Origin of the sequence: Pseudanabaena minima str. Chao 2107, assembly GCF_051131155.1 — a bacterium.
GTDB classification, from domain to species: Bacteria; Cyanobacteriota; Cyanobacteriia; order Pseudanabaenales; family Pseudanabaenaceae; genus Pseudanabaena; species Pseudanabaena minima.
This window is the reverse complement of sequence record NZ_CP159508.1, coordinates 3634495-3660473: the sequence shown is the minus strand read 5'-3', so window position 1 is coordinate 3660473 and position 25979 is coordinate 3634495. Positions and strand designations below refer to the sequence as shown.

23 protein-coding genes are annotated in these 25979 nt (G+C 40.2%); 9 read left to right on the top strand and 14 right to left on the bottom strand.

The window, feature by feature from the left end; genetic code table 11:
• Positions 1 to 73: 73 nt before the first annotated feature.
• A complete protein-coding gene (locus tag ABM313_RS16750; RefSeq protein ID WP_434684304.1) occupies positions 74 to 604 on the top strand; it encodes a DUF2059 domain-containing protein in 531 nt (176 codons plus the stop codon).
• A 135-nt stretch (positions 605 to 739) separates the two neighbouring features.
• On the opposite strand, the gene ABM313_RS16745 is transcribed toward ABM313_RS16750, so the two are convergent.
• From ABM313_RS16745 to ABM313_RS16735, 3 genes are read right to left on the bottom strand one after another with little or no spacing between them, the layout of a single operon-like run.
• Positions 740 to 919, bottom strand: coding sequence for a diguanylate cyclase domain-containing protein (locus ABM313_RS16745; protein WP_434688507.1), 180 nt, complete (start codon positions 917 to 919; stop codon positions 740 to 742).
• Complete coding sequence (locus ABM313_RS16740; protein ID WP_434684303.1) at positions 900 to 1763, bottom strand: diguanylate cyclase domain-containing protein; 864 nt, start codon at positions 1761 to 1763, stop codon at positions 900 to 902. The genes ABM313_RS16745 and ABM313_RS16740 overlap by 20 nt, the downstream gene beginning before the upstream one ends.
• A complete protein-coding gene (locus ABM313_RS16735; RefSeq protein ID WP_434684302.1) occupies positions 1747 to 4482 on the bottom strand; it encodes an ATP-binding protein in 2736 nt (911 codons plus the stop codon). Before ABM313_RS16735 ends, ABM313_RS16740 begins: the two co-directional genes overlap by 17 nt.
• Positions 4483 to 4569: 87 nt before the next feature.
• Here ABM313_RS16735 and ABM313_RS16730 point away from each other — a divergent pair, with 87 nt between their 5' ends.
• Positions 4570 to 4965: a GFA family protein gene (locus tag ABM313_RS16730; RefSeq protein WP_434684301.1), complete on the top strand. Its 396-nt coding sequence runs from the start codon at positions 4570 to 4572 to the stop codon at positions 4963 to 4965.
• A gap of 52 nt (positions 4966 to 5017) precedes the next feature.
• On the opposite strand, the gene ABM313_RS16725 is transcribed toward ABM313_RS16730, so the two are convergent.
• Entirely contained in the window at positions 5018 to 5371 is a 354-nt protein-coding gene (locus ABM313_RS16725; protein WP_190578647.1) for a HesB/IscA family protein, read from the bottom strand.
• A 677-nt stretch (positions 5372 to 6048) separates the two neighbouring features.
• On the opposite strand from ABM313_RS16725, the gene ABM313_RS16720 reads away from it, so the two are divergent.
• The 4 genes from ABM313_RS16720 to ABM313_RS16705 all read left to right on the top strand — a co-directional run bounded on the left by ABM313_RS16720 (position 6049) and on the right by ABM313_RS16705 (position 14146).
• Positions 6049 to 7215: an LL-diaminopimelate aminotransferase gene (locus tag ABM313_RS16720; protein ID WP_434684300.1), complete on the top strand. Its 1167-nt coding sequence runs from the start codon at positions 6049 to 6051 to the stop codon at positions 7213 to 7215.
• Positions 7216 to 7916: 701 nt separating this feature from the next.
• Positions 7917 to 12638 (top strand): pentapeptide repeat-containing protein, encoded by a 4722-nt coding sequence (locus tag ABM313_RS16715; RefSeq protein ID WP_434684299.1) that lies wholly within the window; start codon positions 7917 to 7919, stop codon positions 12636 to 12638.
• A 166-nt stretch (positions 12639 to 12804) separates the two neighbouring features.
• Positions 12805 to 13209: a thiol-disulfide oxidoreductase DCC family protein gene (locus ABM313_RS16710; protein WP_434684298.1), complete on the top strand. Its 405-nt coding sequence runs from the start codon at positions 12805 to 12807 to the stop codon at positions 13207 to 13209.
• A 67-nt stretch (positions 13210 to 13276) separates the two neighbouring features.
• A complete protein-coding gene (locus ABM313_RS16705) occupies positions 13277 to 14146 on the top strand; it encodes an aldose epimerase (RefSeq protein ID WP_434684297.1) in 870 nt (289 codons plus the stop codon).
• 195 nt (positions 14147 to 14341) lie between these two features.
• Here the strand turns inward: ABM313_RS16705 and ABM313_RS16700 are convergent, their stop codons facing one another.
• The 8 genes from ABM313_RS16700 to rpsT all read right to left on the bottom strand — a co-directional run bounded on the left by ABM313_RS16700 (position 14342) and on the right by rpsT (position 21902).
• On the bottom strand, positions 14342 to 15022 hold the full coding sequence (locus tag ABM313_RS16700; RefSeq protein ID WP_434684296.1) for a DUF4145 domain-containing protein: 681 nt from the start codon (positions 15020 to 15022) through the stop codon (positions 14342 to 14344).
• A gap of 201 nt (positions 15023 to 15223) precedes the next feature.
• Positions 15224 to 15430 (bottom strand): DUF6887 family protein, encoded by a 207-nt coding sequence (locus tag ABM313_RS16695; protein WP_434684295.1) that lies wholly within the window; start codon positions 15428 to 15430, stop codon positions 15224 to 15226.
• Complete coding sequence (locus ABM313_RS16690; RefSeq protein ID WP_434684294.1) at positions 15430 to 15606, bottom strand: DUF6888 family protein; 177 nt, start codon at positions 15604 to 15606, stop codon at positions 15430 to 15432. Before ABM313_RS16690 ends, ABM313_RS16695 begins: the two co-directional genes overlap by 1 nt.
• A gap of 264 nt (positions 15607 to 15870) precedes the next feature.
• The gene (locus ABM313_RS16685) at positions 15871 to 17604 is read right to left on the bottom strand and encodes a zinc metalloprotease HtpX (RefSeq protein ID WP_434684293.1); all 1734 of its coding nucleotides are present in this window, start codon (positions 17602 to 17604) and stop codon (positions 15871 to 15873) included.
• 175 nt (positions 17605 to 17779) lie between these two features.
• Positions 17780 to 19075 carry an MFS transporter gene (locus ABM313_RS16680; protein WP_434684292.1) on the bottom strand — a complete coding sequence of 432 codons (1296 nt, stop codon included), beginning with the start codon at positions 19073 to 19075 and terminating at the stop codon, positions 17780 to 17782.
• Positions 19076 to 19231: 156 nt separating this feature from the next.
• Positions 19232 to 20764 (bottom strand): DEAD/DEAH box helicase, encoded by a 1533-nt coding sequence (locus ABM313_RS16675; RefSeq protein WP_434684291.1) that lies wholly within the window; start codon positions 20762 to 20764, stop codon positions 19232 to 19234.
• A gap of 330 nt (positions 20765 to 21094) precedes the next feature.
• Positions 21095 to 21328: a DUF7219 family protein gene (locus tag ABM313_RS16670; protein ID WP_434684290.1), complete on the bottom strand. Its 234-nt coding sequence runs from the start codon at positions 21326 to 21328 to the stop codon at positions 21095 to 21097.
• 280 nt (positions 21329 to 21608) lie between these two features.
• Positions 21609 to 21902: a 30S ribosomal protein S20 gene (rpsT, locus tag ABM313_RS16665; RefSeq protein ID WP_190578680.1), complete on the bottom strand. Its 294-nt coding sequence runs from the start codon at positions 21900 to 21902 to the stop codon at positions 21609 to 21611.
• Between the two features lie 171 nt (positions 21903 to 22073).
• On the opposite strand from rpsT, the gene ABM313_RS16660 reads away from it, so the two are divergent.
• Positions 22074 to 23678, top strand: a complete 1605-nt coding sequence (locus ABM313_RS16660) for a NupC/NupG family nucleoside CNT transporter (protein ID WP_434684289.1) — start codon at positions 22074 to 22076, stop codon at positions 23676 to 23678.
• 65 nt (positions 23679 to 23743) lie between these two features.
• Here the strand turns inward: ABM313_RS16660 and ABM313_RS16655 are convergent, their stop codons facing one another.
• Both ABM313_RS16655 and ABM313_RS16650 read right to left on the bottom strand, forming a co-directional pair.
• Positions 23744 to 24043 carry a DUF6825 family protein gene (locus ABM313_RS16655; protein ID WP_434684288.1) on the bottom strand — a complete coding sequence of 100 codons (300 nt, stop codon included), beginning with the start codon at positions 24041 to 24043 and terminating at the stop codon, positions 23744 to 23746.
• 101 nt (positions 24044 to 24144) lie between these two features.
• On the bottom strand, positions 24145 to 25098 hold the full coding sequence (locus ABM313_RS16650) for an NmrA family NAD(P)-binding protein (RefSeq protein ID WP_434684287.1): 954 nt from the start codon (positions 25096 to 25098) through the stop codon (positions 24145 to 24147).
• A 311-nt stretch (positions 25099 to 25409) separates the two neighbouring features.
• Between ABM313_RS16650 and ABM313_RS16645 the strand changes: the two genes are divergently transcribed.
• Complete coding sequence (locus tag ABM313_RS16645; RefSeq protein WP_434684286.1) at positions 25410 to 25583, top strand: hypothetical protein; 174 nt, start codon at positions 25410 to 25412, stop codon at positions 25581 to 25583.
• A 120-nt stretch (positions 25584 to 25703) separates the two neighbouring features.
• On the top strand, positions 25704 to 25958 hold the full coding sequence (locus tag ABM313_RS16640) for a YciI family protein (RefSeq protein WP_434688504.1): 255 nt from the start codon (positions 25704 to 25706) through the stop codon (positions 25956 to 25958).
• Positions 25959 to 25979 lie beyond the last annotated feature (21 nt).

Below are 25979 nucleotides of genomic sequence, written 5' to 3'. Positions count from 1 at the left end.
GACTTTCAAATAATTTGCCTGTGAGGTAAACTTCACTAACATAAATTCCTTAGCTTATATTTTGAAGATCGATATGAGAAAGCTTAAGTCATCTCTTATTAGTCTGCTTATTCTGCCGCATTTATGGCTAATAGCCTGTGTTTCCTTTGCATCATTTACAGTGATCGCTAGTGCTGAAACTAGCCAAGATTCCCCTACATCGATTACTGTCCCCCTAAAATCAAAAAAGCAACTAGCCAGAGAAGTTCTAGTTGAATTGGGGATTGGTAAACAGTACGACCTATATTTTTGGAACAGTGTTGACATTTCTATTGTAAATGGCTCAAGAACTAAATTTAGTGCTTGGTTGCAAAAAACTTTGGCACGAGTAGCTGGATGGAAGTATGTTGAATCTCAGTATGTGGCAAGATTAGAATCTAATTTTTCGGAAATGGAACTACAGGAATTATTGGATTTAGCTAAACGTCCATTGATGAAAAAATTATTAAGGGCGGAAATCCAAGCCTATGAGGAGACGGGAGAAAAGAGAGCAAGATTACTTTGGCAAGCGTGGGATGACTATAACTCAGGTAAAATCAATGTGCCGTCAAACATACTAAGGTAAAGCCTTATAGCAATGTAAGTTTTGCTTAGGACATAAAACCAAAAAGATGAGTGGCGGTGCGAAGCACCGCCACTCATCTTTTTGGTTTTGATTTGTCCTATCTATCTCTTGCGTTGCTATAGTTGTGTTTGGTGATCAAGGTATCAATATCTGGTAGGCGATCGCCAGATTCCGACCCTGACTTTTAGCTGTATACAATGCTTGATCAGCATTAGCAATGAGAGTTCCCAAATTGAGCTCTAATGTGGGAATTAGGCTTGCTACACCTATACTCAGGGGCACATACTCACTAACCTCAGAGCTTTGATGAGGGATTCCAAGATTTAAAATTTGGCTTTGGATAGCTGTGAACTTTCAGCCCACCATCTAGATTCGTATTGCTCAAAATCACCGCAAACTCTTCCCCTCCGTATTGGGCTACTAAATCTGTAGGACGCTGTGGAACTTTAGCGATCGCTTGAGCTACCCTCATTAAACAATCATCCCCACCTTGATGTCCGTAGGTGTCATTGTAGCGCTTGAAATAGTCAATATCGATGAAAATGAGAGTAAGAGAATGCTGTTCTCGCTGATGACGCTGCCACTCCAGAGCTAAATAATTGTCAAAGCGGCGGCGGTTGGCGATTTGCGTTAATCCGTCTAAATTTGCTAGCAATTCTAACTTACGGTTTGCCTCCTGTAAAACCAACTCAGTTTGCTTCCGTTTAGCGATTTCATCTTGCAATCTCTTCTTTTGCCTTTGAATCGTTAGGTGCGTTTCTAGCCGCGCCACAACTTCTTCCATTTGAAATGGCTTAGTAATATAGTCTACTCCCCCAACTTGAAAGGCTTTTAACTTATCAAAAGTATCATCTAAAGCACTAATAAACAGAATGGGAATGTCACAAAGCTCAGCATCTAACTTAAAGGCTTGACAAACTTGATATCCATCCATTTCTGGCATATGAATATCAAGCAGGATAATATCAGGAAGCTTTGCCTTTGCGCTTTTTAAGGCTCTAGCACCATTAATGGCGCTACGAACTGTGTAATTAAGCTCAGAGAGTAACTCAGTCAATAATTTGAGATTTTCAGGTAGATCGTCTATTAATAAAATATTACCTTTAGTTTCTGGTGGAAAATTTAGTTGCACAGAATACTCACTAAGTAGTTGGGACATAGCGTGAATTTCCTATAATAAACTCTGCCAATTCTTCAAATTGAAACTGACAAGCAAATTTTTCTAGTAATTTCACGATATCTGATTCTTGATTAGGAATTTCCTTAATTAATTGATTAACAAGGTTGCTATCTCCCTCTAGAGCCACTTCACATATTTTTGAGCACCATTCATCAGACATGACAGACAAATCTAAATTGATTTTAGAATCATTGGGATCGCTTGTTTGAGTATCAGCAGTTTCTTCGTAAATATACTGCACGCCTAAATATTGATTTAGTGCTGCAAAAATTGTTTGTTCTTTAAAAGGTTTACGCACAAAATCATCACAACCTACTGCTAAAATGACTGCTTTTTCTTGGTCTAGCACACTAGCAGTTAAAGCGATGACTACGGTAGCAATACCTTGGGGAGTGGATTTGATATATTTAGTTGCTTCATAACCATCCATTACGGGCATTCGCATATCCATCCAAATTAAATGTGGTTGCCATTCTTGCCAAATAGCGATCGCTTCCTTACCATTACTTGCTTCTTTTACATCAAAACCTAATGGAGAAAGCAACCTAACTAATAGCTGGCGATTAATCGGTTTATCGTCTACTGCTAAGATTTTGTAAGATGGTTGATTGGGTGCGAGTGCAATGACCTGACGATTATCAAATGTTGTGGCAATGATTTCCTTGCCCAGTTGTACTTGGATTGAGAAGTTAAAGGTAGATCCCTTACCTAATTCACTAGTAACGCTGATATCTCCTCCCATTAACTGTACAAATTGGCGACTAATTGACAAACCTAATCCTGTCCCTTCTTGCGATTCTCGACCTGATTCAGTTTGGCTAAAAGCTTCAAATAGTTTTTCTAGTTCCTTCGATGCGATTCCAACCCCCGTATCACTAATTTGAAAATTTAAAGTATAGGTTTGGTCTGCTAAGCTTTCTTCAGAATCAATCCGCAAAATTACTTCACCTTCTTGTGTAAACTTAATCGCATTCCCCAACAGATTTAGTAAAACCTGACGTAGCTTCACCCCGTCAGTATAAATGTACTGAGGTAAGTTCTTCCCCCTATCTACAATCAATTCTAATCCAGATTTCACAGCCTGTACTTGAAGCATATCTTCCAACTCATCAAGCAATTGATAGATGTCAATATCTTTTGGGTTGATAGTAGTTTTGCCTGCCTCAATTTTGGAAAAATCTAGAACATTATTAATCAAGTTCAATAAATATTCGCCACTCCGTTGGATGATAGCTGCATTTTCATACTGTTCATGGGATAAATTTTTAGAACGAAGCATCACTTGAGAGAATCCAATAATGGCATTAAGCGGTGATCTTAGTTCATGGCTCATATTCGCAATAAACATACTTTTAGCTTTATTAGCGACTTCAGCTTTGTCCTTAGCAACTGCTAATTCAGAGGTGCGTTCTTGTACTCGCTTTTCTAAGGTTTCAAACGAATTTTGTAATTGAATTGCCATTTGGTTAAAGGAATTGGCAAGAGTTTCTAACTCAGCACATCCATTTACTTCAACAAATTGATCCATTTCGCCATTAGCGATCGCTTTAGCTGAAGTATTGAGATCTCGAACAAAACGAGAAATGATTTGAGCAATACAGAAACTGAGGCTAAGCGCTAAAATCAAGGCAAATATAGAAATGAGAATTGTATCGCGTGTATTTATATGAATCTGTTCCATAAAATCAGATTCAGGTATAGTTACTGCTACTAACCAGTTAAGTCCATATTCATCTTTGATTGGAGATACTGCAAGAAAGTATCGTTCGCCATTTATTTGAAAGTCGAGTTGGGTTGGTTCCTGAATAATTGATAAGTTACTAATTTTAGATTGCATTGATTGCATACTTTGAGCAATTATAGGGTTGGTGCTATCTATTGCCATAAGTTGCCTTACATCTTCCTTCCCATTAGCTGCATAGCTTATTTTATTAACAGTTGATTGGTTCGCGATCGAAGTTGCCACTAGCTTACCTGAAGGATCGATGATAAACACTACACCAGACTTACTAATCTGTAGTGTTTGTAGAAATTGATGAATTGGCTCTAAGCTAATTTGGTAAATTAATAGCCCTATAAAATTTTTTTCACTATCGTATTTAGGAATATTGAAGCTAAGTTGTAATCCAGTATTATCAGGACTAATATTTAAATCACGCCATACCGACTGGTTATTTTTGCTGTTTTTGAGAGCCTCTTTAAACTGTGGATTCTCCCGAAAATATTGTTTATCAAAAGCTAAATCTAAATCATTAGTATCTGGATTATTTGATTCACCTACTTGAGAGTTTGCAGCTCGTGGTTTGTCTGTTCGTCTAATCTGAAGATATTCCCCCTTGGCATTAGTCAGCGCAATCGCACTAATAGTTTTAAAACGACTTGCTATTCTCCATAGATAGCCCTTTGCACTATCAAGATTATTTAAGTCAATCATTCCTAACTGAATAATATCTGTATTAGTTTGGGTCACTAAACGTGGAACTTCTAGATAGTTTTGAACCTGCTCCTTAACCCTAGAACTTATTTCTTGCTGAAGTTGTCCTGAAATTTTGTTTACAGCCATTTGCCCATTGCGAAAAGACAGATAGCTAACTGTTCCTATTGCCGCACTTAACAAAATTGTAAAGGGGACAACTAAGAACAGTTTCATCGAAATGAAGGGATGCTTTGCGCGTTTAATAGGGCGATCGACAACCATAAATTGTTGAATTGTTCAATAGCTTAATTCTAGACTAAAGATCTTGAATGTACCTGCTCATCTATGCAAATAAGCGCATAAAACTCTATGTCTCTATTACCTAATCCAGACTTAACTACCAATATATCTGGTGGCTGCCATTGTGGAGCAGTACGCTTTCGAGTGCATGTGAGAAAATATGAAGCGATCGCCTGCAATTGCTCAATGTGCGAGAAGAAAGGAATTTTGCATTTGATCGTTCCTCCTGAAGATTTTGAGATCTTACAAGGTGAAGAGAATCTCACCACTTACACGTTTAATACAGGAATTGCCAAGCATTTTTTCTGCAAAACCTGTGGGATTCATCCCTTTTATCGTCCGCGATCACATCCTCATGATTACGATGTAAATGTACGATGTCTAGATGATGACGCGATGACGCGATTTACGATTGTGCCTTTTGATGGCAAACATTGGGAAGATAATATTCAGCAGATCACCTAATAAAAAAGAAGCCTCGCATTGCGAGGCTTCTTTTTTATTAGCTACAAGCTTATCAGCTACAAGCTACGGGTGCGCCAAGCTCTTTAGGAGTAGCAAAGGAAGTTCCGCAACTACAAGATTTACTAGCATTAGGATTACGAAAGCGGAAACCACCACCTAATAAATCTTCTGTATAGTCGAGTTCTAAACCCTGCAACTGAGGCAAGTTGCTGTTATTAATCACAATTTTTACGCCGTTATATTCGTATTGATTGTCATCAGCTTCGAGTTGGTCAACAAAGTCCATCAAATAGGACAAACCAGAACAGCCACCTTGTTTAATGCCTAAACGCAAAGGCGCAGAAGTGGCTCGTTGGGTTTGCAGATTTCTTACGCGCGCGATCGCTGCATCAGTCAATGTAATCATATGAAATTTTCCTGTATATAAATCATGCTAAGAGCAATATTAGTCTTCTAATAAGACAAGCGCAATACTAGCTAGAGAAACATTGGTGTAGCCAGCCACTTTGGCGGCTTTATAAAACGGTTTGGTAAGAAAGCATTTATGTACACCCAATAAACGGACTCCTTGATCAAGAAGTAGCCCAGTTTTGAAATGAAAATTGCGGTGTAGTTTGACAGCCTTAGCAAGGTTAGATTTTGTTTTACAGCAACCCATAAATTTCTTTCAATAATTCAACAACTTACTCTATGTTATAGCAACCATGAATGAGTTGTGAGGATATGCCCCTTCGGGGCGTATCTTCAAAGTTATAGCAACCATGAATGAGTTGTGAAGATATGCCCCTTTGGGGCGTATCTTCAAAGTTATAGCAACCATGAATGAGTTGTGAGGATATGCCCCTTCGGGGCGTATCTTCAAAGTTATAGCAACCATGAATGAGTTGTGAGGGTGATCCTCTTTGAGGGGCATCTTTTAAATCGCGTTTTTATACCTAACCCAGAAAAATAGTGGCTTCGAGCCGCCACTAGTCAATGCAAGTGAATACAGCGATATCATACAAATAACGCTAGTTTAGGTAAAAATAGGATAGTCAGTGCTAGGTGCTGTCTATACCTATTTACCCATATTTGCTAAGTTTTATGCAATTTGCCGATCGCCTTCAGCCGCTACAGTCCAATGTGTTTGCCTACATGGACATAGCCAAAAGTCAGGTCAAAGCCTCTGGAATGGCAATAATTGATTTATCGCTTGGTTCGTCTGATTTACCAACTGATGCATTTATTTTAGAAGCGATCGCCGCAGCATTAAACGATCCCACTACTCACGGCTATTCGCTATTTGGCAGCACTCTGGACTTCCGCAAAACAGTAGCAGCATGGATGCAAACAAGATTTGGAGTAACAGTTGATCCTGAGACAGAAGTATTACCTCTTATTGGATCACAGGAGGGAACAGCCCATTTACCACTTGCTTTGCTTAATCCCAATGATTTTGCGCTCTTACAAGATCCTGGTTATCCATCGCACTATGGCGGCATTCATTTAGCTGGCGGTCAAGTGTATGGTATGCCCCTATTAGCTGAAAATAACTTTTTATCGGTCTTTGCTGATATTCCTGAGCCAGTGTTAGCGCAGTCAAAACTGATGGTGTTGAGCTATCCCCATAATCCCACTGCTGCCACAGCAACTTTAGAATTTTTCCAATCTGCCGTCCAATTTTGTCAAGAACATCATCTCGCTTTAGTTCACGATTTTCCCTATGTCGATCTAGTGTTTGATGGCTCGACACCACCTTCGATGCTGCAAGCTGATCGCGATCTAAATGTCAGCATTGAATTTTTTACCATGTCTAAGTCCTACAACATGGGTGGTTTTCGAGTTGGGTTTGCAGTTGGTAATCGTGAATTAATTAAAGCTCTACGTCAAATTAAAGCTGTCGTCGATTTCAATCAATATCAGGGCATCATGCGTGGTGCTATCAAAGCTCTCAATAGCGATCACGCACCAATTGAACATGTAGTTAATACATTTCAAGCGCGGCGAGATGTAATGATCGAAGCCCTTAAAGCGATCGGCTGGGAAGTCCCTTATCCCATGGCAACAATGTATCTCTGGGCAAAGCTACCTGATCGATATGCCCACAATTCAGTGGGATTTTGTCTAGACTTAATTAAATCTACTGGAGTTGCATTAGCACCTGGTTCTGGATTTGGCAAACATGGCGAAGGCTATGTGAGGTTTGCACTGGTACATCCACCTGAAGTTTTACGAGAAGCCGCCACAAAAATTGGTACATTTCTACATTGACCATCATGAAAGTTCTAATCAGCCTAAACATCTTTTAAGTTTTCTTTCAGAATCAAGTCCAGTGAAAACTATAACAATTCGGTAAAACTGATTTTTATAGCTGTCGCCAAGTGACATAAAACCCAAGAAGAGAATGGCAGCGCTCTGCGCTGCCATTCTCTTCTTGGGTTCCTAACACAACGTGAGTTCAATATAGTCATTTGCGGCTTGCAAAGCAAGCCACAAATGGCAGAAAATGGTAAGAATCGCTTAGCGATTCTTACCATTTTCTGCTTTCGTCGAACTGACGTTAACACAATTGACGGTAGCCATATCATGGTAGTTAGCATAAGGGTTCCGCAATCTATATTTTTGATGGCGTGACGAAGCTGTGCTATCAAAAATCAGTTCCTTATCTCAAGGCTAAGCTAAAAGTGAAATATCTCAACTCCACTTTCATGAGATTTATGATCTTTGTTTGTTAAGATTAGCTTAAACTTTGTATGCAATGAAATAATTAAAGCTAACAAGAGTCTAGAATGAAACGCTTATTGCTATTGATTTAAGATTTGCTGATGAAAATCGTTATTTGTTAAAATCATCCTAACGTTTTTGATAAGCTATGGTTTGAAATAACGTTAAATGTATCCAACTAAATTGCGATCTAATTTTTAGAAAGCGCCTAGCGGTGCAAGCCCGAACATAATGCTGAGGATTGATTCATGGCTTCCAATAAAAATATCCCACAAAAAGATCAAGGCGCTAACCAACCAGATAAGAAGGCTGATGCTGCTGATGTCGATTGGATGATTATATCGGATATTAGTACGCGAATTGGCGGATCTCCAGACATCAAATCAGGATCAAATCAATCACCAACAAGCTCATCTTCTCAAGTATTTAGTAATCAAGCTGCTGATAGTGATCTTGAAGATTTAGAATGGTTGCGATCGCTTGGTTTAGATGAGCCAATTGAACGATCTATCCCTTCAAGGAATACATCAAACACATCAAATAGTCAGGGAAGCACTACTCCTAACAACAATGAAGTTGGGGATATTGATTGGTTGATTGTGACTGATCTCAAGACAAGGATGGATGACTCAGATAATGCAAAACCTTCTCCTTCATACCAAGATATAGGTCAATCTCAGACAACGCTTCAACCAATGCCAAATCTTCCAAGTCTAGATGAAGATCTAGGCTTAGACGAATTGAATTTTTTAGATAACTCTGATTTTTCCGATTTAGACTCTTTGGAATTTGACACTTCCAATCCGCTGAGTATTGATGATTTACAAAGCGAGATCGATAATACTGAAGGTAAAATACAAGGACTAGCAGAATTGCTAGACGATAATGATGACTCAAGTTTCGATTTAAGTTCTGATGATAATGATAATGACTGGGATAGTATTTCAGGAATATTAGAAAACAATTTTAATCAGTCATCTAGTGAACTCAGTTTAGATGTTGTTAGTGAGTCTTCTGAAATATCAAATCAAGTTTTAGAGGTTTTTGGAAATACTGAAGAGGAATTTGAAAATGTAGATCTAGGCTCTGATCAATTTGCTGAAATCATTTATTCAGACGATTTAGATGACTTATTAGTTAGTGATTTAGATCTATCTGAAGAAATACAATCTGAAGACATGCAATTCAATCAGATTGATCAAATTGTTGATGATTTTGAAATTCAGAATGATTTTCAAAGCGAGTTTCAGAACGAATTACAAAATCCACAAGAACAGGATATACAGGATCTATCTTTTGATGGATTTGAAGCTAGCAATCTGGAAGCAGAAGTTAATAGCATCGTTGAAAACACATTAAATAATGACTTTTCAGACGATGCCTTTGCAACATCTCAGGCTCAAGAACCCTTTGATCCCAATGTGACTGAAGATGAGATTTGGTCTACCAATTCGTCTAATCTTGAGTCTTCCGCTTTTGATGAATCAGTTGAGAATGCATTCACTAATGATTGGGGTGAGGCTAGCGAAAATGCGATCGATGATGCTGTATGGGATAGTCCTTCTAGTATAGATAGCGACTTGATATCATCTACTACATCTATTGATAATGCTTTTGGCATATCTGATGACTGGGCAAATGGATCACAAGTAGATATACCTGAAACAGAAGAATATGCTGATTTTGAGATAGCTAATACTCTGTCTGAAACAGAAGAATATGCTGATTTTGATTTACCCAATCTAGATTCTTCTGAATTAGAAGAATCTATTAGCTTTGAAACAACCAATGTAGATTCTAGTATAGAAACTGAAACACCTTTCATACAGGACTTTGGGCAGCCAAATAATGAAGCAGAAGATGTAAATAAAAATGAGAATTGGGGTTTAGGACTTAACACAGAAGACTTAGATGCTAATAACATTAGTGACGATGTAAGCTGGGAGGCATCGCTAGAAGATGAAATCAATATCATCGATGCAGGACTGAGTGATGAAGCAAATTGGCATGAGAACCTAGAATCTGAAATTGGTATTGACAACGAAGCTGATTGGAGCGCAAGTCTAGAAGCAGAAATCAGTCGAGGTAATGATGCATGGGATGAAGAGTTAGTTGAAACAGAAGATTATTTGTCTCCTTCAGATCAACCTTCAGAAATTTTCAATGATGATTTGCTAGGTGTAGTTGACAATAACTTACTAGAGCAGCCTCTCAATGAAGACTTTGATTTTAACAACAGTCTTGATGAAAACGATTGGGCGATCGTTGATAATGTCAATGAACTAGCTGAAAGTATCAGTAATCCTGAGACGAATAACTCCGAGCTTCCACAAACCTATGATAATTTTAATGAGATATCAGAAAATCTAGATACTTCTGATCCAGTTCCCTATCAGCAACAACCTAGCAGTTTCAACGAATTTGATAATCCATCTCATGATGATATTTATTCAACAGGTTCGGTAGGCAGTGAATTTAACCAATCTGAGAATTATATTCCTCCATCATCAGAATGGGACAGCCTGAGTGAATCTATTGCCGAACAAATTACTGATTCTGATTTTGCTAATTACACTGATAGTCTTGCTGTGGAAGAATTTGCCGACTCAGGATTAAATGATAGTTTTGCTGAATATGCTGATAGCTTTGACAATGATTTTGACCATAATATAGTCCCACCAGTCAATGCTATTTCAGCAAATTCTAATTGGGATACAAGTACTTCTCAATCTCTGGTTACAGACAATAACGTCGATGATAATTTAGAAAGTATGCTGGATGACAATTTTGATCTAGCCTCTTTTGATGAAGATAGTTTATCAGGGCTTCCTGTTTCTGATCTCAGCCTTGGTGGTATTCCGACAACACTTACTCCAAGCCGTCCTATATCTGACTTACCCGTAGAAGAAGATTCACTCTCTGCGGGATTTAGTCTTCACCAGTCTGCTAACAGTTCAGTAGGCAGTTTGGGAGATAACTTAGTTGGAGCAAGTGATCCATTTGAAGAAGCTTTGGTAAATGATTTACTTAACGATAACTATGCGGAAGTCAATTTTCAAGAAGAAGCCTTAGCTCATGATTTACTCAATGGCTTTGTTTCAGAATCAGAGGATTTTAATGATTTTGTTTCAGTAAAAGATTCATCCCCTATGGCATCTCCAAATTCAAATTTATCGTCATCAAAGTTTGCTACAAATACGAGCGATCATGATTTTTTAGATGATTTTGATTTAGATAGTCTTGACCCACTCACTGATGATGGGTTCATCTCTGCACAAATATCTACTGGACTGACACCACCAACACCGCCGATCGCTCCAGTACCACCAAGTCTGCCTCCCCTTGCGAAGCAAGAACCAACTTCTCCATCTGTCAATAACCCACCACCACCACCTTTTCTTCCACCCTTACCACCAAAGCGCAATCCTACTCAGGGTAGTACGACTCCAGTGCCACCCCGTCCTAATGCTAGCTCTCAGCCACTGCCCCAAAATAGAATGGGTCGAAACAATGAAGATGATTTTGATCGATTTCATGCTCAACCAGATCAACATAGACAGCGTAAACCGATCTCCTCAATTGATGAAGGCTGGTCAGAATTATTAGATGCTGATACCGTGCTTTCTGGAGGAAGAGCATCCACAGGATCTTCCTATAGTGATATAACAACGTCTCCAAGCGCAGGAACATCGGCTGGGAAAGTCACACAAAACAGAGATAGGAGAGAACGGAATTCTTCTGGTATGCCCAAGCGGAAAGAAACTGGATTACCTGATTTTAACGATCTTGGATTGGAAATTCATGATGACAATACAGATTGGTCTGGCTTACTAGATAGCGGTGATCTATCCGACAGTATCACTACGATCAGTCCTCAAACTACACCACTACCTTCTAGGGTTAGAACTACGCCAACAGCATCTTTTCGATCTGATGTGACTGGTATAAGCGAGACTAGAGAAATTCCTCGCGATCGCCGTAAGCCTATGGCAAGTTTTGGTGATTCAACTCAAGCGCGTATGGCTACTCCCCCTGATCAAGTCGATTTTAATCGATTTACTGAAGACAACTACGATGCTTATGGTGGCTATGACCAACCAGTAGCAAAACCACCAAACCCTAGTAGGACGAAATTAACGATACCTAGTGTTAGCTTAGAGGCGCTATGGCAAAATTATCTCAAACTTCCTGTGATTGGGTTAGGGGCGATCGGTGGAGCTTTCCTAATTTATAGTCTTCTCAATAGACCAGTGTTCGATTTGGGTCTACGCTGGGGTCTATTTAAAGATGCCAGTGGTAAGGATTTTACAAATGCCGATTTCAAAGGAGCCAAACTGGATAATGTTGACTTCAGCAAAGCCATTCTTACAGGTGCAAAAATGCAAGATGCAAGTCTTGTGGGTGCAAATTTTCAGGAAGCAAACCTTGATGGGGTGAACTTCACCAATGCTAATTTGAGCCGAGCAAGATTAATCCAATCTAGTGTTATCTGGGCAGAATTTAACAAGGCTCAAATGAATCTCGTTGACCTAGCAGGAGCCGATCTGACTCGATCTAATTTTGTTGGAGCTAAAATGGAAGGAGCTAACTTAAAAGATTCTAAAATAGGTGCTCAAGGAACAGAGAAAGCAACAAGATTTAGTGCAACAACTTTACTTGCATGGCAAATTGTTAATCAGCCTCGTGAAGGACGTAACTTAGCAAGCCAAGATCTATCAGGCTTAAATTTGAGCTTTACTAGTCTCAAACGCGCCAATCTATCTAATGCTAAGCTCAACTATACAGACTTGACTAGTACAGACTTGAGTGGAGCCAATCTTACTGGCAGTCAGATAAATGGCGCTAATTTGAGTGGGGCAAAACTAAATGGAATTAACTTTACTAATGTTAATTTTGACAAAAACAAGCTGCCAAAAACAGATGAGGAAACAATTTGTCCTAATGGAGCGAAAGGTCCTTGTAAGTTCTAATTCCAAAATCATAAAGTTGCGCTTCGAAGGAGCGCAACTTTATGATTTTAGGCTGGGAATACAGCGCTTTGCAACGACTTAAAACCCAGAATTTTTTCTAAAAGCGTAGCTTTGTGCCGCTTTTAAAGATATTTCTTTACTACTTAAAGCCTCAATAAACTTTACTATGTTCTACGCTGTGATTTATGACGGTAATTGTAATCTCTGTGCTAGCTTTGTCAGTCTTCTAGAGAAGTTCGATCGCGGTCATCAGTTTTGTTATATCCCCATGCAGGATACACAGACATTAGAAATCTTTAATGTCACACCTGAAGATTGTGAAATGGGAATGATCTTAATCGATCGCCAAATTCCTACTCAAAGATGGCAAGGCAGTGAGGCAGCCGAGGAAATTACACGATTATTGCCTATGGGCAAAGCTTTGATATCAGCATATCGAGCGATCGCACCTCTTAAATCACTTGGAGACTCGACCTATATTCAAATTCGCGACAATCGCTATCAATTATTTGGAAAACGCGATCGCACTTATCAGACTGCTTATCCATTTGGTTGTGCGGCGAGAAAGTAGCGAGAATACTAAGCTCTCCCTCGACTTTGCTATATAATCATTTTTGCAATGTTACAAGGCAAAATTTGTGTATAAAGTTTCTTCTCAGCAAAAGCAATACCATACCTATATCTTGTCTGATGAGAGCGCTAATTCTCAAATAGAAGTTGTGCCAGAGCGCGGTGGCATTATCACAAGCTGGCAGATCAATAACCAAGAAGTTTTCTATCTTGATGCAGAACGCTTTACCCATCCTGATTTGAGTGTTAGAGGTGGCAATCCGATTTTATTCCCTCTCTGTGGTAACTTGCCCAATGACACTTACAATGTTGATGGAACTGACTACAAAATCAAACAGCATGGGTTTGCCCGTGAGTTACCTTGGACAGCTACATCACAAAGTAATGATGGTGGAGCAAGTGTAACCATTGAGCTAGGTAGCAATGAACAAACTAAGGCTGTCTATCCATTTGATTTCCATTTAGCTTTTACCTATACGTTACGCGGCAATACCTTAGAGATTCGCCAAGAATATAAAAATCTCTCTTCTACACCGATGCCGTTCTCTTCAGGTTTCCATCCCTATTTTCTCTGCGGCGACAAAAATCAGATTGAAGCCAATATTCCTTCTGTACGCTATGAGGATAATCGCACTAAGGAGAGTTTTGATTTTGATGGTAAGTTTAACTTCGATCAAGATGAGATTGACTCGGTATTTGGTAAGCTATCCAGTCGCTCAACTTCAGTAACTGACAATGATCGCAAACTTAAAATTGCGATCGACTACGATGATTTTTATACCTATCTGGTATTTTGGACAGTTAAGGGCAAAGATTTCTATTGTCTAGAGCCTTGGAGTGCAACTCGCAATTCTTTGAATACTAATGAGTATTTGACTGTACTAGAACCTAATGCTAGCAGTACTGCCACAGTAAGTATTACTGCAAGCTTTTTCTAAATAATTGCAGTTCTAATAATTTGAACAGAAGGTGCTTTATCTTGAAATTAACGCACCTTCTTAGATTAATACGATCGCCTAGTTTTTTAGAAGATAGGCGATCCGCTTGATAAAGTGTCGAAAAAATGAGCAGAATAACTTGGATTGCGATCGGCATTATCAGACCTTTTGTCAGCTAATTAGAGATGAATCTTATTATCCTTTCATCGTTGGTTTTCCTAATGATTTTAGTTTTTCATTTAAACTTTTCTTTCTCTCTGCAAGTCGATTGGGTTGAATAAATGCAAAATCAAACAAAGACTCAAGTACATCAAGAAGCCACTCAGCCTCTCCAGACTCAACCTCTACAATCTCACCTGTATTAGTGTCTTTCAAAGGATGTGCCGCAAAATTACCAATATTCCTTATTGCATCTACTGCTTGAGATAAATAAGATGGAACATCCTTTAAAGCAATAAATTGCTCAATCTCAGTTGCAAGGCTACTATGCTTTATTTTGAAATGTTCTCGAAGGATATCTTGTAATATCCGTCGGCTTAATGCGGCACTTGCCTTGGCACTAATTGGTAAAACAGCGCAAGCTTCCAAAAAATCTTTCCGATATCGTTCAGGCACTTCAGTTTCTACTTTGCGATTGACAAATTTAGGATAAATAATCTCTTCAAAGAGAATATCTTCAAGATAACTGTCTGTATAGTAATCTGATTTCTTTTCTTTGTAGGAACCCCTTTTAAATAGCACAACTAAATCAGCACATTCTGGACAATGGTCATAAAATATCCCATATCCCATATCAGGTTTTTCAACGTCTTCCTCCTCCCATACAATTTTTCCAAATTCAAAACTTACACCAACACTACAATGTGGACATTTCATAATTTTACTTCGCATTTTAAAAAGAAATACTATTACCTAAGCAACCAAATCTTTAATATTTGCTTGAAGTTATGGTGCTATTTTTTGCCAACTGCTAGCAACATTAAAATTCATATTGACCTTAGAAAATTCTAATAAATAATCATCAATTGAATAAGTCTTTTTCTCTCGCAACTAAATAAAAATATCTGCTTTAGCTATTTAGACTTTTGCTGCTTTCATTTTTTGTAAAACTGCTGCTTGAATTTTCTCATCAAAATTAGGATCGTCTACAGTTGTAATAATCTCTCGTTTGCGATCGCTAAGTCTATCTAAATACGCTCGAAAAGCTCTCTTATCTTCACGATGCAGGAGAAAATATTGTCTTAACTCCTGATCTGACATAACTGTATAGTTAACTTCACTCATTAGAATAACTCTCCATTCGTTGTAATCTGGAACTCTAAATCTTCAGTATTTCCAGCCAAAACATACAAATTATTTGTTCGCTCATCAATACAGACAACATGTACGGGCTGAAGCATAATATACGTTAACCAATAGATCAGACGATATAAGCCCCTTAGTTGAGCATCAGTAGGCATTTAATTTTTTAGTCCACACAATCTGATTATAGCACTAGATTTTAGCGAATATATTTAAGAATTTCAGCTTTATCTATTAACCTAATAGAGTCTGATATTGATTCAACCATAGTCGCATAAGGAATGCGTTTAATATCATTAATAGCGCTAGAAATAGCTTCATAAATTCAAGAGATCTGATATCTACGTTATTTTATGTAATTGAGTTCTTACAAAAAAGAGAGGGCGATCGCCCTCTCTTTTTGCTTTGGTATCAGCTAAAAACTATTTAGCAAGAAATAGTAATGCGCCTACAATCAAAAAGATAATTGACCATAATAGTCCCCAAAAAGCAGGATGACTGGAAACCTTGTTGCCATTGGTAGTAGATAGAAGTTCCAAATCCATCCATGACGCAACACCACGACGGAACCAACCTTTTGCAGTGGTTTCCATTCCGATTAAGCCCTGTACACGCTTCATGCCAAAGAAGAAGTTGCCCAAAGGACCCCAACGCGAAGCATAGAGCAGATACATCATGCCAGTTTTGTCTTGTAACTTCAGATCAGAACCAAACACATAACCAGCATCACCACGACCGATGAGAGTTCCCTCCAATTGCACAGGTTGTCCGCGCAAAGGGCTAGCATAGGCATCGGACATGAGCGTAATCACATCACTGGCGATCGCATTCTTAGAACTGGGGTACATGACCGATCGCTTAAAGATCATCACAGCACCTAGTAATAGAAGTGGAATGGCAATAAATGCTTTTAAGCCTCCGATACTATTAACCAAAACTGCCCCAATCACTAAACCGATCACAATCGCGATAAATTCTGCACCATAAAGTAGGACATCTTGATAAAAAGTGCCATAGAGACGCTTCTTGTCGAGTTGCTTACCTTCGGCAACCACCCGACCCATATCAAATTCCATATCTAGTCCCAATTGCTCAGCATAGTTACTGAGAGCGCGAACACGCTTACCCGTGAGCGGATGGGTCGAATTTAACTCCATCCACCAGCCCCAAGGATTGAACAAATCCCAAAGGAACAGGCGACCAACTTTTTCAGGAGAAGAGGAAATTTGATAAGCAGTACCAGTAGAAACTGCTGCCTTTGCATCATAAATACCAAGAGCGCGAGTCCCCTGCATTAACCGACTTGGCTCTTTTGATTTTTCCGTCTCTTGGACAATACCATAGGCGATTTTGACTAAAGCACGGGATAACGCATTAGGATTACCCGTCTGTTCCGCCGCAAAATGATCGGCAAAGTATTCTCTGGTGCGCGATAGATATAACAGCAAATATGTGCCAATTATATAAAAAACATAGGCAATAAAGGCAGTGATCATGGCTGCATTTTCAGCACGCTCATCATTAACCTTTTTACCAATTTCGCGAATAGTGACATAGAGCAAATAGGTGATTTGAACCAATGTCGAGGCAACGGTCATCACCGCAAAATCCCAATGCACGATATGCCCTAATTCATGGGCGTAGACGGTAGCAGCTTCGTCATCATCAAGATATTTGAACAACCCTGCGCTAACAACTAAACGGGCGCTATCTGGCAAAGCACCATAGGTAAAAGCAGTGGGGTTGTTATCGTCAATAATTCCAAGACGAGGTTGCTTTAGCTTTTTGAGACTGCAAATACGCTGAATCGCATGGGCAGATTCAGGGCTGAGACGTTCGATTTCTTCAATCTTTACCCAACGAGTGTGATAAAGCCAACCTTGGGTCAAGTCCATGATCCAAGGCGACACAAAGAAAATAATCGCATTCACCACAATTGTGACGATTACCGCAACGCCAAACCCAAGAACAGGATTGGGGCTATTGACGATAAAAATTGTGGCGGTAACTAGTGAAAAAACGATACCTACAAGTAAGGCGATCGTAATACTAGAGGCAAGGGCTAGATTTCCTGCGATTTTGGCTGTGGCTAGACTTGCGCCAGCTTGAGCAGCTCGCCCTGCTTTGTGGGGAAATTCTGAGTCTGGTGCGGACATAAAATCCTCTCTAAAGTTATTGAGTATTAGTCCCGTTTCGTAATGTTTTTGTTGCGAAATGCTTCTAAAAACATACCCATAATTCAATACAAATATGATATAGCGATCGCCAAAAAAAAGAGATAGTTGTGCGAAGCACAACTATCTCTTTTTTTGAGTTTTGATCAAACTAAGCTCAAACTGCTGCGGCTTTGACTGCATAGCGATCGCGAGTTTTACCGATCGCGAATTTAAAGGACTCAGACACAGTTTTATTAGACTGCGTTGCAAAAATAACCATTCCCACGATACAAAGCCCCGTCGCGATCGCAAAGATATTAGTGATACCCACAAAACCAATCATCTTGCCCATAATTGGACCAGCCAAAGCGATCCCCACATCAAAACCGATCCATGTCATTCCAAATACATAGCCGCGCTCCTGTGGAACCGTGCGATCGGCGAGCAAAGCCACCACCGCAGGAATCACAATACCTGAGCCAATACCTTCCGCAATTCCCGACAGTAAAAATGCATAGTCATGGTTAGCGAAATAGATAATTGCCATCGACAAACTATAAAAGAAGATGCCAATCGAAATGAAGATGCCACGTCCCCATTCATCACTAAGTCTTGCCACTGGAAACCGAATGATAAATCCAGATAATGCCGCCGCCATATAGAACAAACCAGCATTCAACGCGATATGTTTTTGCTGCATCAAAATTGGCATAAAAGAACTAAGCGTTCCAAATGCAAGTCCCACAAGCAATAAAACTGTAGAAGGAACTCTGACTCTAGGATTAAGGAATGTCTGCCAAAATCCAGCTTTTGTAATAGTTGCTGAGTTAACTTGGCGATCGCCTATATTTCCTTCCGTTTCAATTTGAGTTGTCAGCAATAGCCCAGCAATTGCTAACAAAGAGGCTGATACAAACAGAGGCTGATAGCCCCAAGCTTCATACATCAATCCTCCAATGGCAGGACCAAAAGCCAATCCCAAAGGATTGACTAAGCTCATATAACCAATCACTTCGCCACGTTTCTCTATGGGGGCAAGATCAGACACTAAAGCACTGTAGCTTGCCGCAAAAGCGGCAATGCTGATCCCATGTATGGCTCGAAAGAGTATTAATAGAGGGATGGATGGTAATAATGCATAACACAAGGGAACTATAGCCGCTACTATCAGCCCAATTCTCATGGTGTAGCGTCTCCCTTTACGATCAGCAAGTCTCCCCAGATAGGAACGACAAACGAGCAATCCAATCGCAAAGGAACCCATGATGATGCCGATTTGGTCAAAGGACTGCGTTAAGGTGCGAATGTAGAGAGGCAAAGTAGGCAACTGGGAAGCCATACTTGACCAGAAAAATAGACCAGCCAAAAAAATCGCAGTCAGATTTTTGCGAAGGTGCGTATCAAGATTGGAAAAAGTAGTTAAGGACTGCATGATCTGAACATGACCATTGAAATATATAGCCCAAGCCACTTAAGGGAATTCCGTTTTATGGATATCCCTACAAATGACTTGGGCTGCGATTACTTATTTAAGATTATCTCTTAAGCTCTAGAGTAGAGGTATCAAGCGATCGGGTGAATTAGTTCCCAATCAAAAGAGATGCGAAACAACTCTTTTGATTTAGTTCTAGTATTTAACTGGAGCCGAAGAACGATCACGATCTCCAGAACGAGTAGGACGGCGAGAGTCATATCCGCCTTCACGACCACCGCCGCCAGAACGACCACCGCCGCCATCGCCACGATAACCACTTTGACCGCGCTTGATTGGTCTACCACTGTTGTAACCACCGCCATCGCGATCGCGTCCACCAGAAGGACTGTGAGGTTGCTTAGCTAAAACTTGTAGGGCAGCTTGTTCTGCTTTATCTGATTGCAGTTGAGTATAGGCAAGTTGTAAAGCTGCGGCAGCGATCGCTTGAGGATCATAGTCCTCAACCAATTGTGATACTAAAGGTAAGAACGAAGCCAAACGCTCACCAGACAGAGCCTCTAGAATTTGCTCAGTAAAGCGTCCAATCCGACGCTCTTGAATCTGAGCAACGCTAGGCAATGGCTGAGGAGGCAAAGGCATTCCCACTTGCTGTTCCAATTGACGCAACTTGTAACGCTCTTTTCCAGAAATCAAGGTAATCGCAACTCCCTTTTTACCAGCACGCCCAGTCCGACCGATACGGTGAACATAGCGCTCAGGATCATCAGGAATATCGAGGTTAAACACATGGGTCAAACCATCAATATCCAAACCACGAGCAGCGATGTCAGTCGCCACAACCCAACGTACTTGTTGATTACGGAAACGGCGTAACAGATTTTCGCGCTGAGACTGAGATAGATTACCGTGGTACTCATCAACACTATGCCCAGAAGATTGCAGAATCTCAGTTAGGCGGCTTGCTGAATCCTTGGTCCGTACAAAAATAATGGCTGAAGTTGGAGCTTCATATTCTAGAACAGGCAGCAAAGCCTCCTCTTTAGTCAAGTGATAAGGAACCAGATAAATCTGTTGATCAATACGGGTAGGGGTAGAATCTTGAGTCTCAACCTTGACAGTTACAGGAGATTTCAAGAAATTCTTGACCAAGCGCTTTACCGCAGGAGGCATAGTTGCCGAGAAGAAAGTACTTTGCTTAGTAGAAGGAGTCGTTACCAAAATTCTTTCTACATCTTGAATGAAGCCCATATTGAGCATTTCGTCTGCTTCATCCAAAACAAACCAAGCAAGGTGCTCTAATTTTAGCTTCCCACGTTCCATCAAATCGATGACACGACCGGGAGTACCAACAACTACATGCACACCACGTTCCAATTGAACCATTTGGCGACTGATGTCAGATCCACCATATACAGTGAGAATCTTTGCACCAGGTTTGGTATTAAAGCTACGTAGCGCTTGTCCAACTTGAATAGCCAATTCACGAGTTGGAGTTAAAATCAACGCCTGTAATGAGTCGTTGGTCAAGTCTAAGCGCTCTAAAATTGGCAGAGCAAAGGCTGCTGTTTTACCAGTACCAGTTTGAGCTTGACCAAGTACATCTGCTCCTGCGAGCAGTTGAGGAATTGCTTGTTCTTGAATAGCCGTAGGCTCTGTAAAGCCAATCGCTTCGAGCTTAGCAACTCTTGCTTCAGAAATACCGAGAGAAAGAAAAGATGAGGGCATGGATGATCCTAAGATTTGCAGCAAATTTGTTCTAAGAACAGTTCGCCTATTCTGCCAATCGCACGGGATAAACAATCACTAACAAAGCCGAAGGACATCTCTGCCCTAAATTTTAAGCGGTTTAAAAAGAGCTTTTCTATGAAAACCTCAGCTTCCAAAGATTAGATTGCTTTGGATAGTCATGCAATGGGAGAAATCAGCAAAATGAAGTTAATTATTCCTAGTATAAACCTATGTTAAAGATTGTAAACAATCTTTTAGTGGATTTATGTCTATGGTATTGGTGTAAAAAAGTTGATGGTCTATCTGACGATAGCATTTCAAGATAAATTAGTCGTCGCCTAAAAGATGTTGTCTGGATGTATCCAACTTTTTCCAGAGTTCTTTGATCTGTAGATAAGCTTCATTGGGCGAAATCTTACCACCAGTCTCTAAAGCACAAATGATCGAAATACGATTCGTAAACTCTTGCAGATTAGCATCAAAAGCTAAATTTTGCGGAGTGAACTCACCTCTAAAATTAGAGATAGGGTTCAAGAAGCTCTCTTTATCAAGGTTAGACATCTAGATTTAGCCAAAGGGTATAGGCTGGACAGGTTGAGAAGACCTCATGATCGCAGACGTAAGAAACTGTAGGGAAAAGCGATTATTCTGCAACCTGCCCGATTATTTCGGGTCGTCAACAAAATGTTATAAGACCGCAAGCCCAAAGTAACTAATCCTGAATCGTTATCCGAACTAGATTATACCAAAAGCTTATTTAAGCCCCCAGTGCTGTGAGCTACTTAAACACTTTTAGTTGCTAATGCTCGGAAAACGCTAATTTATCATTGGTTAATTACTATTAGTTTGTAGCAGTAACTTTTTTGAGGGCGACAGCAAGCTTAGATTTACGACGTGCACCTGTGTTGCCATGAAGAACTCCACGCTTAACAGCGCGATCAATCTTGCTATAAGCCAAAGACTGTTTAGCATTAACAGCTTCTAGGGCTTCAGGAGTTGGATTTGCCTTATAAGCATCAACAGCTTCTAAATAGCTTTTCATTAAAGTCTTGACGGCTGACTTATATGATTTATTATGCAGACGGTTACGCTCAGCGATCTGAATGCGCTTTTTGGCGGACTTGATGTTTGCCACAGTTTATTCCTTTAGCGAAATGACATGGTTTAAAGCATTTATCATCGTAACATTTTGATTAGATTTTGCAACTGTAAAACCAATTTACTTTTTAATTAATTTTTTAATTAGCCTTGGCACTACTTTTCTGGTTTGGCTATCTATGTTGACTAATCTCACCCTCAAACGCCCATGACCTACCTGAATTTTGTTTCTTTCTTTGGCATTTTTGGCTTGTGCTTTATAGCTTGGATCTTTTCGGAAGATCGTCGAGTCATTCCTTGGCGAGTCATTATCTGGGGAATTGGCTTGCAGTTAGTACTTGGCTATTTAGTTTTTCAGCAGCCCCAAACTAGAGAAGGGTTACGGTGGTTTAGCGGTCTGCTAGATGGCATCTTTGCATCGGCGGATACTGGCGCAAGATTTGTATTTGGACGTTTGCTTGTCCCACCTACAGGACAAGAGCCTTATGCATTATTGCCACTAAGCCCCAATGGTACTTGTCCCCCTGGGCAGGTTTTATTAGATGATCTGACCAGTGTGGCAAACTCGGCTGCAAATTATTGCACAACGAACCGTTTGGCTTATGTATTTGCTTTTCGAGCCTTGCCTGCGGTAGTTTTCTTCTCAGGCTTCATGGCGCTACTGGAAAATTTAGGGATCATTCAAAAGGTCGTGGAGGTTTTTGCTAAGCTCTTTTTCTGGACAATGCGTTTGAGCGGTGCTGAGGCTCTGAGTGGAGCCGCCAATATTTTTGTGGGTATTGAAGCAGCGATCGTGGTCAAGCCTTACCTTCCTAAGATGACTCGTAGTGAGCTATGTGCAATCTTGGCTTGTTGTTTTGGGACAGCGGCTTCTTCGACCTTGGCGATTTATGTGAGCTTTTTACGTCCAGTTTTCCCAAATATTCTTGGACACTTAGTTTCAGCTTCGATTATTGCGATCCCCGCTTGTTTTGTGTTGTCAAAAATTCTTGTGCCTGAAACAGGTGAACCTCTAACAATGGGTGGTATCCCCAAGGAAGATAAATCCTCAAAATCTGATGAAGAGGGTGAACTAGAAAATGCTGGTGGCGAGGCAATGAAGCGGATGAGTCCCATGGATGCCACGATTATTGGTGCTTTGGATGGCTTGAAGATGGCTGCTTCGATCGCTGCAATTTTGATTTTAATTGTGGGTTTAGTGGATCTGGTTAATCAAATTTTTGCTTGGCTCGCAACTATTAACGATATTTTTAAAGTGGTTAATCTCCCAAATATTCAAGGAGCATTATTTTATCCTTTGACTTTGCTAACAGGAGTATCGTTAGAGGATTCTTGGCCAGCTTCAGTGATTATTGGTCGGCGACTACTAGAAACAGCGATCCCACCTTATCAAGCTTTGGCTCAGGCTGCTCAAGCTGGTACAATCAGCGATCGCACTGTGATTATTGTTAGCTATGCACTATCAGGCTTTGCCCATTTAGCCTCTGTAGGAATTTTCGTGGGTGGCACAATTGCTTTGATTCCATCGCGTCGCCGTGATATTTCTGATCTGGGTTGGAAAGCTTTATTTGTAGGTACTTTAGCGACTTTGATGATCTCTTGTATTGCGGGTGTGTTTGACGATGGCAGTCCTAGCATTTTAGGCGAGAAGAAAAAAGCTGAACCAGCACAAGTACAGCCTCAAACAACAGCTTCACCAAGTGCTACGCCTAAAGCGTCACCTAGTCCTTTACCAAGTGTGTCGCCTAATAGTACAAGTCCTGTGCCTAGCGTTTCACCGAAAGCATCACCTAATTTGCCGACAACACGTTAAATGATAAAAGCCTTGCATTGCAAGGCTTTTATCATAAAAAAAAGGAGCGCAACGCGCTCCTTTTTTTATTGATTCCGATATTGCTGCAATTCAGATTTTAGTTGAGCAATTTCGGCGCGGAGATTATCAATAGTTTCTTGCAACTCATCAGGGTCGATATCACTATCATCGGTGGTAACGTTTCCCTTCTGTTGTTCGGCTTTTTCTAAGATTGTTTCGACGAAAATACGAATCTGTTCCCGTTGTTCAGCATCAAATTTACCTAAGGCACTAAGGGCATCAGTTACCTTTTCTTCAATGCGATCAATTACAGCCTCAGCCGTTGCTCTACCAATAAAGAAAGCGTCTAGTGGTGATTTGCTCATGTTTTTTAATTATTGGGTTTAATTATTTTGAAGCTGTTTGTTTGATATCTACATAATAACAAACCTGAAAAGCATAGGCAGCACATCAGGGGCTATATGCTCTAGAAAGGTGCTTTAATTTTGGGTTCTTTGTAGTCTAGCTCCTTCAGCTTTTTAAGAATACGGCTAAAGTAATCCTGCATATAGGATTCAAGAGTAGTCATTTCTTCTTCCTCCAGACCAAAGATCTTGTAAGTCTCCTTCATGTCGGCATCAAGAGGAATTCCACTAGCGAGAACTTCGGCATAGGTCATACGCTCAGCGAAACTCCAGCCCCATTCAAAGCCGAGAGCAACCTTACGAGCAAAGCGCAGTAATCCAAGAGGCATGTTGGCAGTTCTGCGGGTACGCCCTGACATTCTTTCGCAGAGTTTAATGATTTCACTCGGTTGCCATGCTTTGGGACCTGCGATCGCAAAGGATTGACGCTCAGTTTCTTTAACAGTCAAGGCACGAATAGCAAACTTAGCTATGTCTTGAGTGTTCATGTAAGCGATCGGCGAAGACTCACCACCAATCCAGATTGTTTGATTTTCAAGGATGGGGATCGCATATTCACCAATCAAATTTTGGAAAAATCCGCAAGGCTTGAGGATGGTGTAGTTGAGATCGGTAGATGCTAAAAATTTTTCGGTGCAGTATTTAATGTCCATGAGGGGAACATTGGGATATTTCTCGGCATTGAGAATAGAGAAAAATACGAACCGCTCAACCTTAGCGCGTTCAGCAGCTTGGATCAGTGAGACTTTGCCGAGCCAATCAACATCCCGAATTCTGAGCGATCCCGTGGCACGAGTTGTGGCTGCGTCAATAACTTCGGTAACCCCTTCTAATGCATCATCCAAACTTTGAGGATTATTCAGATTGCCTGCTACTAAGTCGGCTCCCCATTCTCTGAGGAAGTTTGCTTTTTTGGGATAACGAACAAAACATTTGACTTTCAGCCCCCGATCTAGTGCGTGACGGGTGATTTGACGACCTAATGTACCTGTCGCACCAACGATCAGTAAGCTCATAAAATTTTTTTATTAAATTGACTTTGTAAACATATATAAATCTAACAGATATTTGGTGACAACTTTTGGTAGGCGATATCAGCGATCGCGATATCTGTCTATAGACAGTAAAAACAAAAAATAGGAAGACAGTGCAAAGCATCGACTTCCTATTTTTTGTTTTTACTGTCTGATTAATTTGTAAATGAATATTACAAAAATGCTGGCTAGCAAGAAGAATTATTGAGAACCACCAACGACCTTGAGTGGCTGCTGTAGTCTTACAACAATATAAGCATCAGAATTTTTATTTAACAGTCGGTATTTTCAAAATGTACAATAAATCAACTAAAGATCCAGTAGTTGCCGCAGTTACAGCAGGTTTAGGTGCAGGTGCAGTTGCTTGTTTTAGCGTCAGCCAAGGACAAAATGTTCTTGTCGCGATCGGTGTAACTGTTTTTGCTACCACAGTTGCTTTAATTGTTGATAGTTTATTTTTTAACTAAAATCAATACTCATGAATAAAATAATAGAGGCGCGTTTGCACGCCTCTATTATTTTGAAATAGTGAATTTATATCTATAGGGATAGCTGGAAAATTGAGCACTGAACTTAAAAAATTTGTAATGTGGGGCAGCTATTGCGAGAACGTTCTCGAAAAACGTACACCCTTTCGTCAAGCCCATCTTGATAATCTTAAGGCTTTGCATGAGTCGGGGACATTGCTAACAGTTGGTCCTACTCAAGATGTGACCAAAGTCTTTGCCGTATATGTCACGACTGATATAGCAGCAGCAAGGAATTTAGTAGAATCAGATCCCTATTGGCAAAATGGTATTTGGACAGATTATGAAATCCATGAGTGGATTCAGGTTTACTAAAGAATAAAGGGACGCTTTGCG

What these genes read in the sequence shown, in the direction of transcription:
- ABM313_RS16700 (WP_434684296.1), bottom strand. Translation starts at nt 15,022, where the DNA reads ATGAAATGTCCACATTGTAGTGTTGGTGTAAGTTTTGAATTTGGAAAA.
- ABM313_RS16675 (WP_434684291.1), bottom strand. Translation starts at nt 20,764, where the DNA reads ATGCCCTCATCTTTTCTTTCTCTCGGTATTTCTGAAGCAAGAGTTGCT.
- ABM313_RS16645 (WP_434684286.1), top strand. Translation starts at nt 25,410, where the DNA reads ATGTACAATAAATCAACTAAAGATCCAGTAGTTGCCGCAGTTACAGCA.
- ABM313_RS16670 (WP_434684290.1), bottom strand. Translation starts at nt 21,328, where the DNA reads ATGTCTAACCTTGATAAAGAGAGCTTCTTGAACCCTATCTCTAATTTT.
- ABM313_RS16735 (WP_434684302.1), bottom strand. Translation starts at nt 4,482, where the DNA reads ATGGTTGTCGATCGCCCTATTAAACGCGCAAAGCATCCCTTCATTTCG.
- ABM313_RS16685 (WP_434684293.1), bottom strand. Translation starts at nt 17,604, where the DNA reads ATGTCCGCACCAGACTCAGAATTTCCCCACAAAGCAGGGCGAGCTGCT.
- ABM313_RS16740 (WP_434684303.1), bottom strand. Translation starts at nt 1,763, where the DNA reads ATGTCCCAACTACTTAGTGAGTATTCTGTGCAACTAAATTTTCCACCA.
- ABM313_RS16750 (WP_434684304.1), top strand. Translation starts at nt 74, where the DNA reads ATGAGAAAGCTTAAGTCATCTCTTATTAGTCTGCTTATTCTGCCGCAT.
- ABM313_RS16730 (WP_434684301.1), top strand. Translation starts at nt 4,570, where the DNA reads ATGTCTCTATTACCTAATCCAGACTTAACTACCAATATATCTGGTGGC.
- ABM313_RS16695 (WP_434684295.1), bottom strand. Translation starts at nt 15,430, where the DNA reads ATGAGTGAAGTTAACTATACAGTTATGTCAGATCAGGAGTTAAGACAA.
- ABM313_RS16655 (WP_434684288.1), bottom strand. Translation starts at nt 24,043, where the DNA reads ATGAGCAAATCACCACTAGACGCTTTCTTTATTGGTAGAGCAACGGCT.
- ABM313_RS16690 (WP_434684294.1), bottom strand. Translation starts at nt 15,606, where the DNA reads ATGCCTACTGATGCTCAACTAAGGGGCTTATATCGTCTGATCTATTGG.
- ABM313_RS16715 (WP_434684299.1), top strand. Translation starts at nt 7,917, where the DNA reads ATGGCTTCCAATAAAAATATCCCACAAAAAGATCAAGGCGCTAACCAA.
- ABM313_RS16725 (WP_190578647.1), bottom strand. Translation starts at nt 5,371, where the DNA reads ATGATTACATTGACTGATGCAGCGATCGCGCGCGTAAGAAATCTGCAA.
- ABM313_RS16720 (WP_434684300.1), top strand. Translation starts at nt 6,049, where the DNA reads ATGCAATTTGCCGATCGCCTTCAGCCGCTACAGTCCAATGTGTTTGCC.
- ABM313_RS16650 (WP_434684287.1), bottom strand. Translation starts at nt 25,098, where the DNA reads ATGAGCTTACTGATCGTTGGTGCGACAGGTACATTAGGTCGTCAAATC.
- ABM313_RS16640 (WP_434688504.1), top strand. Translation starts at nt 25,704, where the DNA reads ATGTGGGGCAGCTATTGCGAGAACGTTCTCGAAAAACGTACACCCTTT.
- ABM313_RS16710 (WP_434684298.1), top strand. Translation starts at nt 12,805, where the DNA reads ATGTTCTACGCTGTGATTTATGACGGTAATTGTAATCTCTGTGCTAGC.
- ABM313_RS16660 (WP_434684289.1), top strand. Translation starts at nt 22,074, where the DNA reads ATGACCTACCTGAATTTTGTTTCTTTCTTTGGCATTTTTGGCTTGTGC.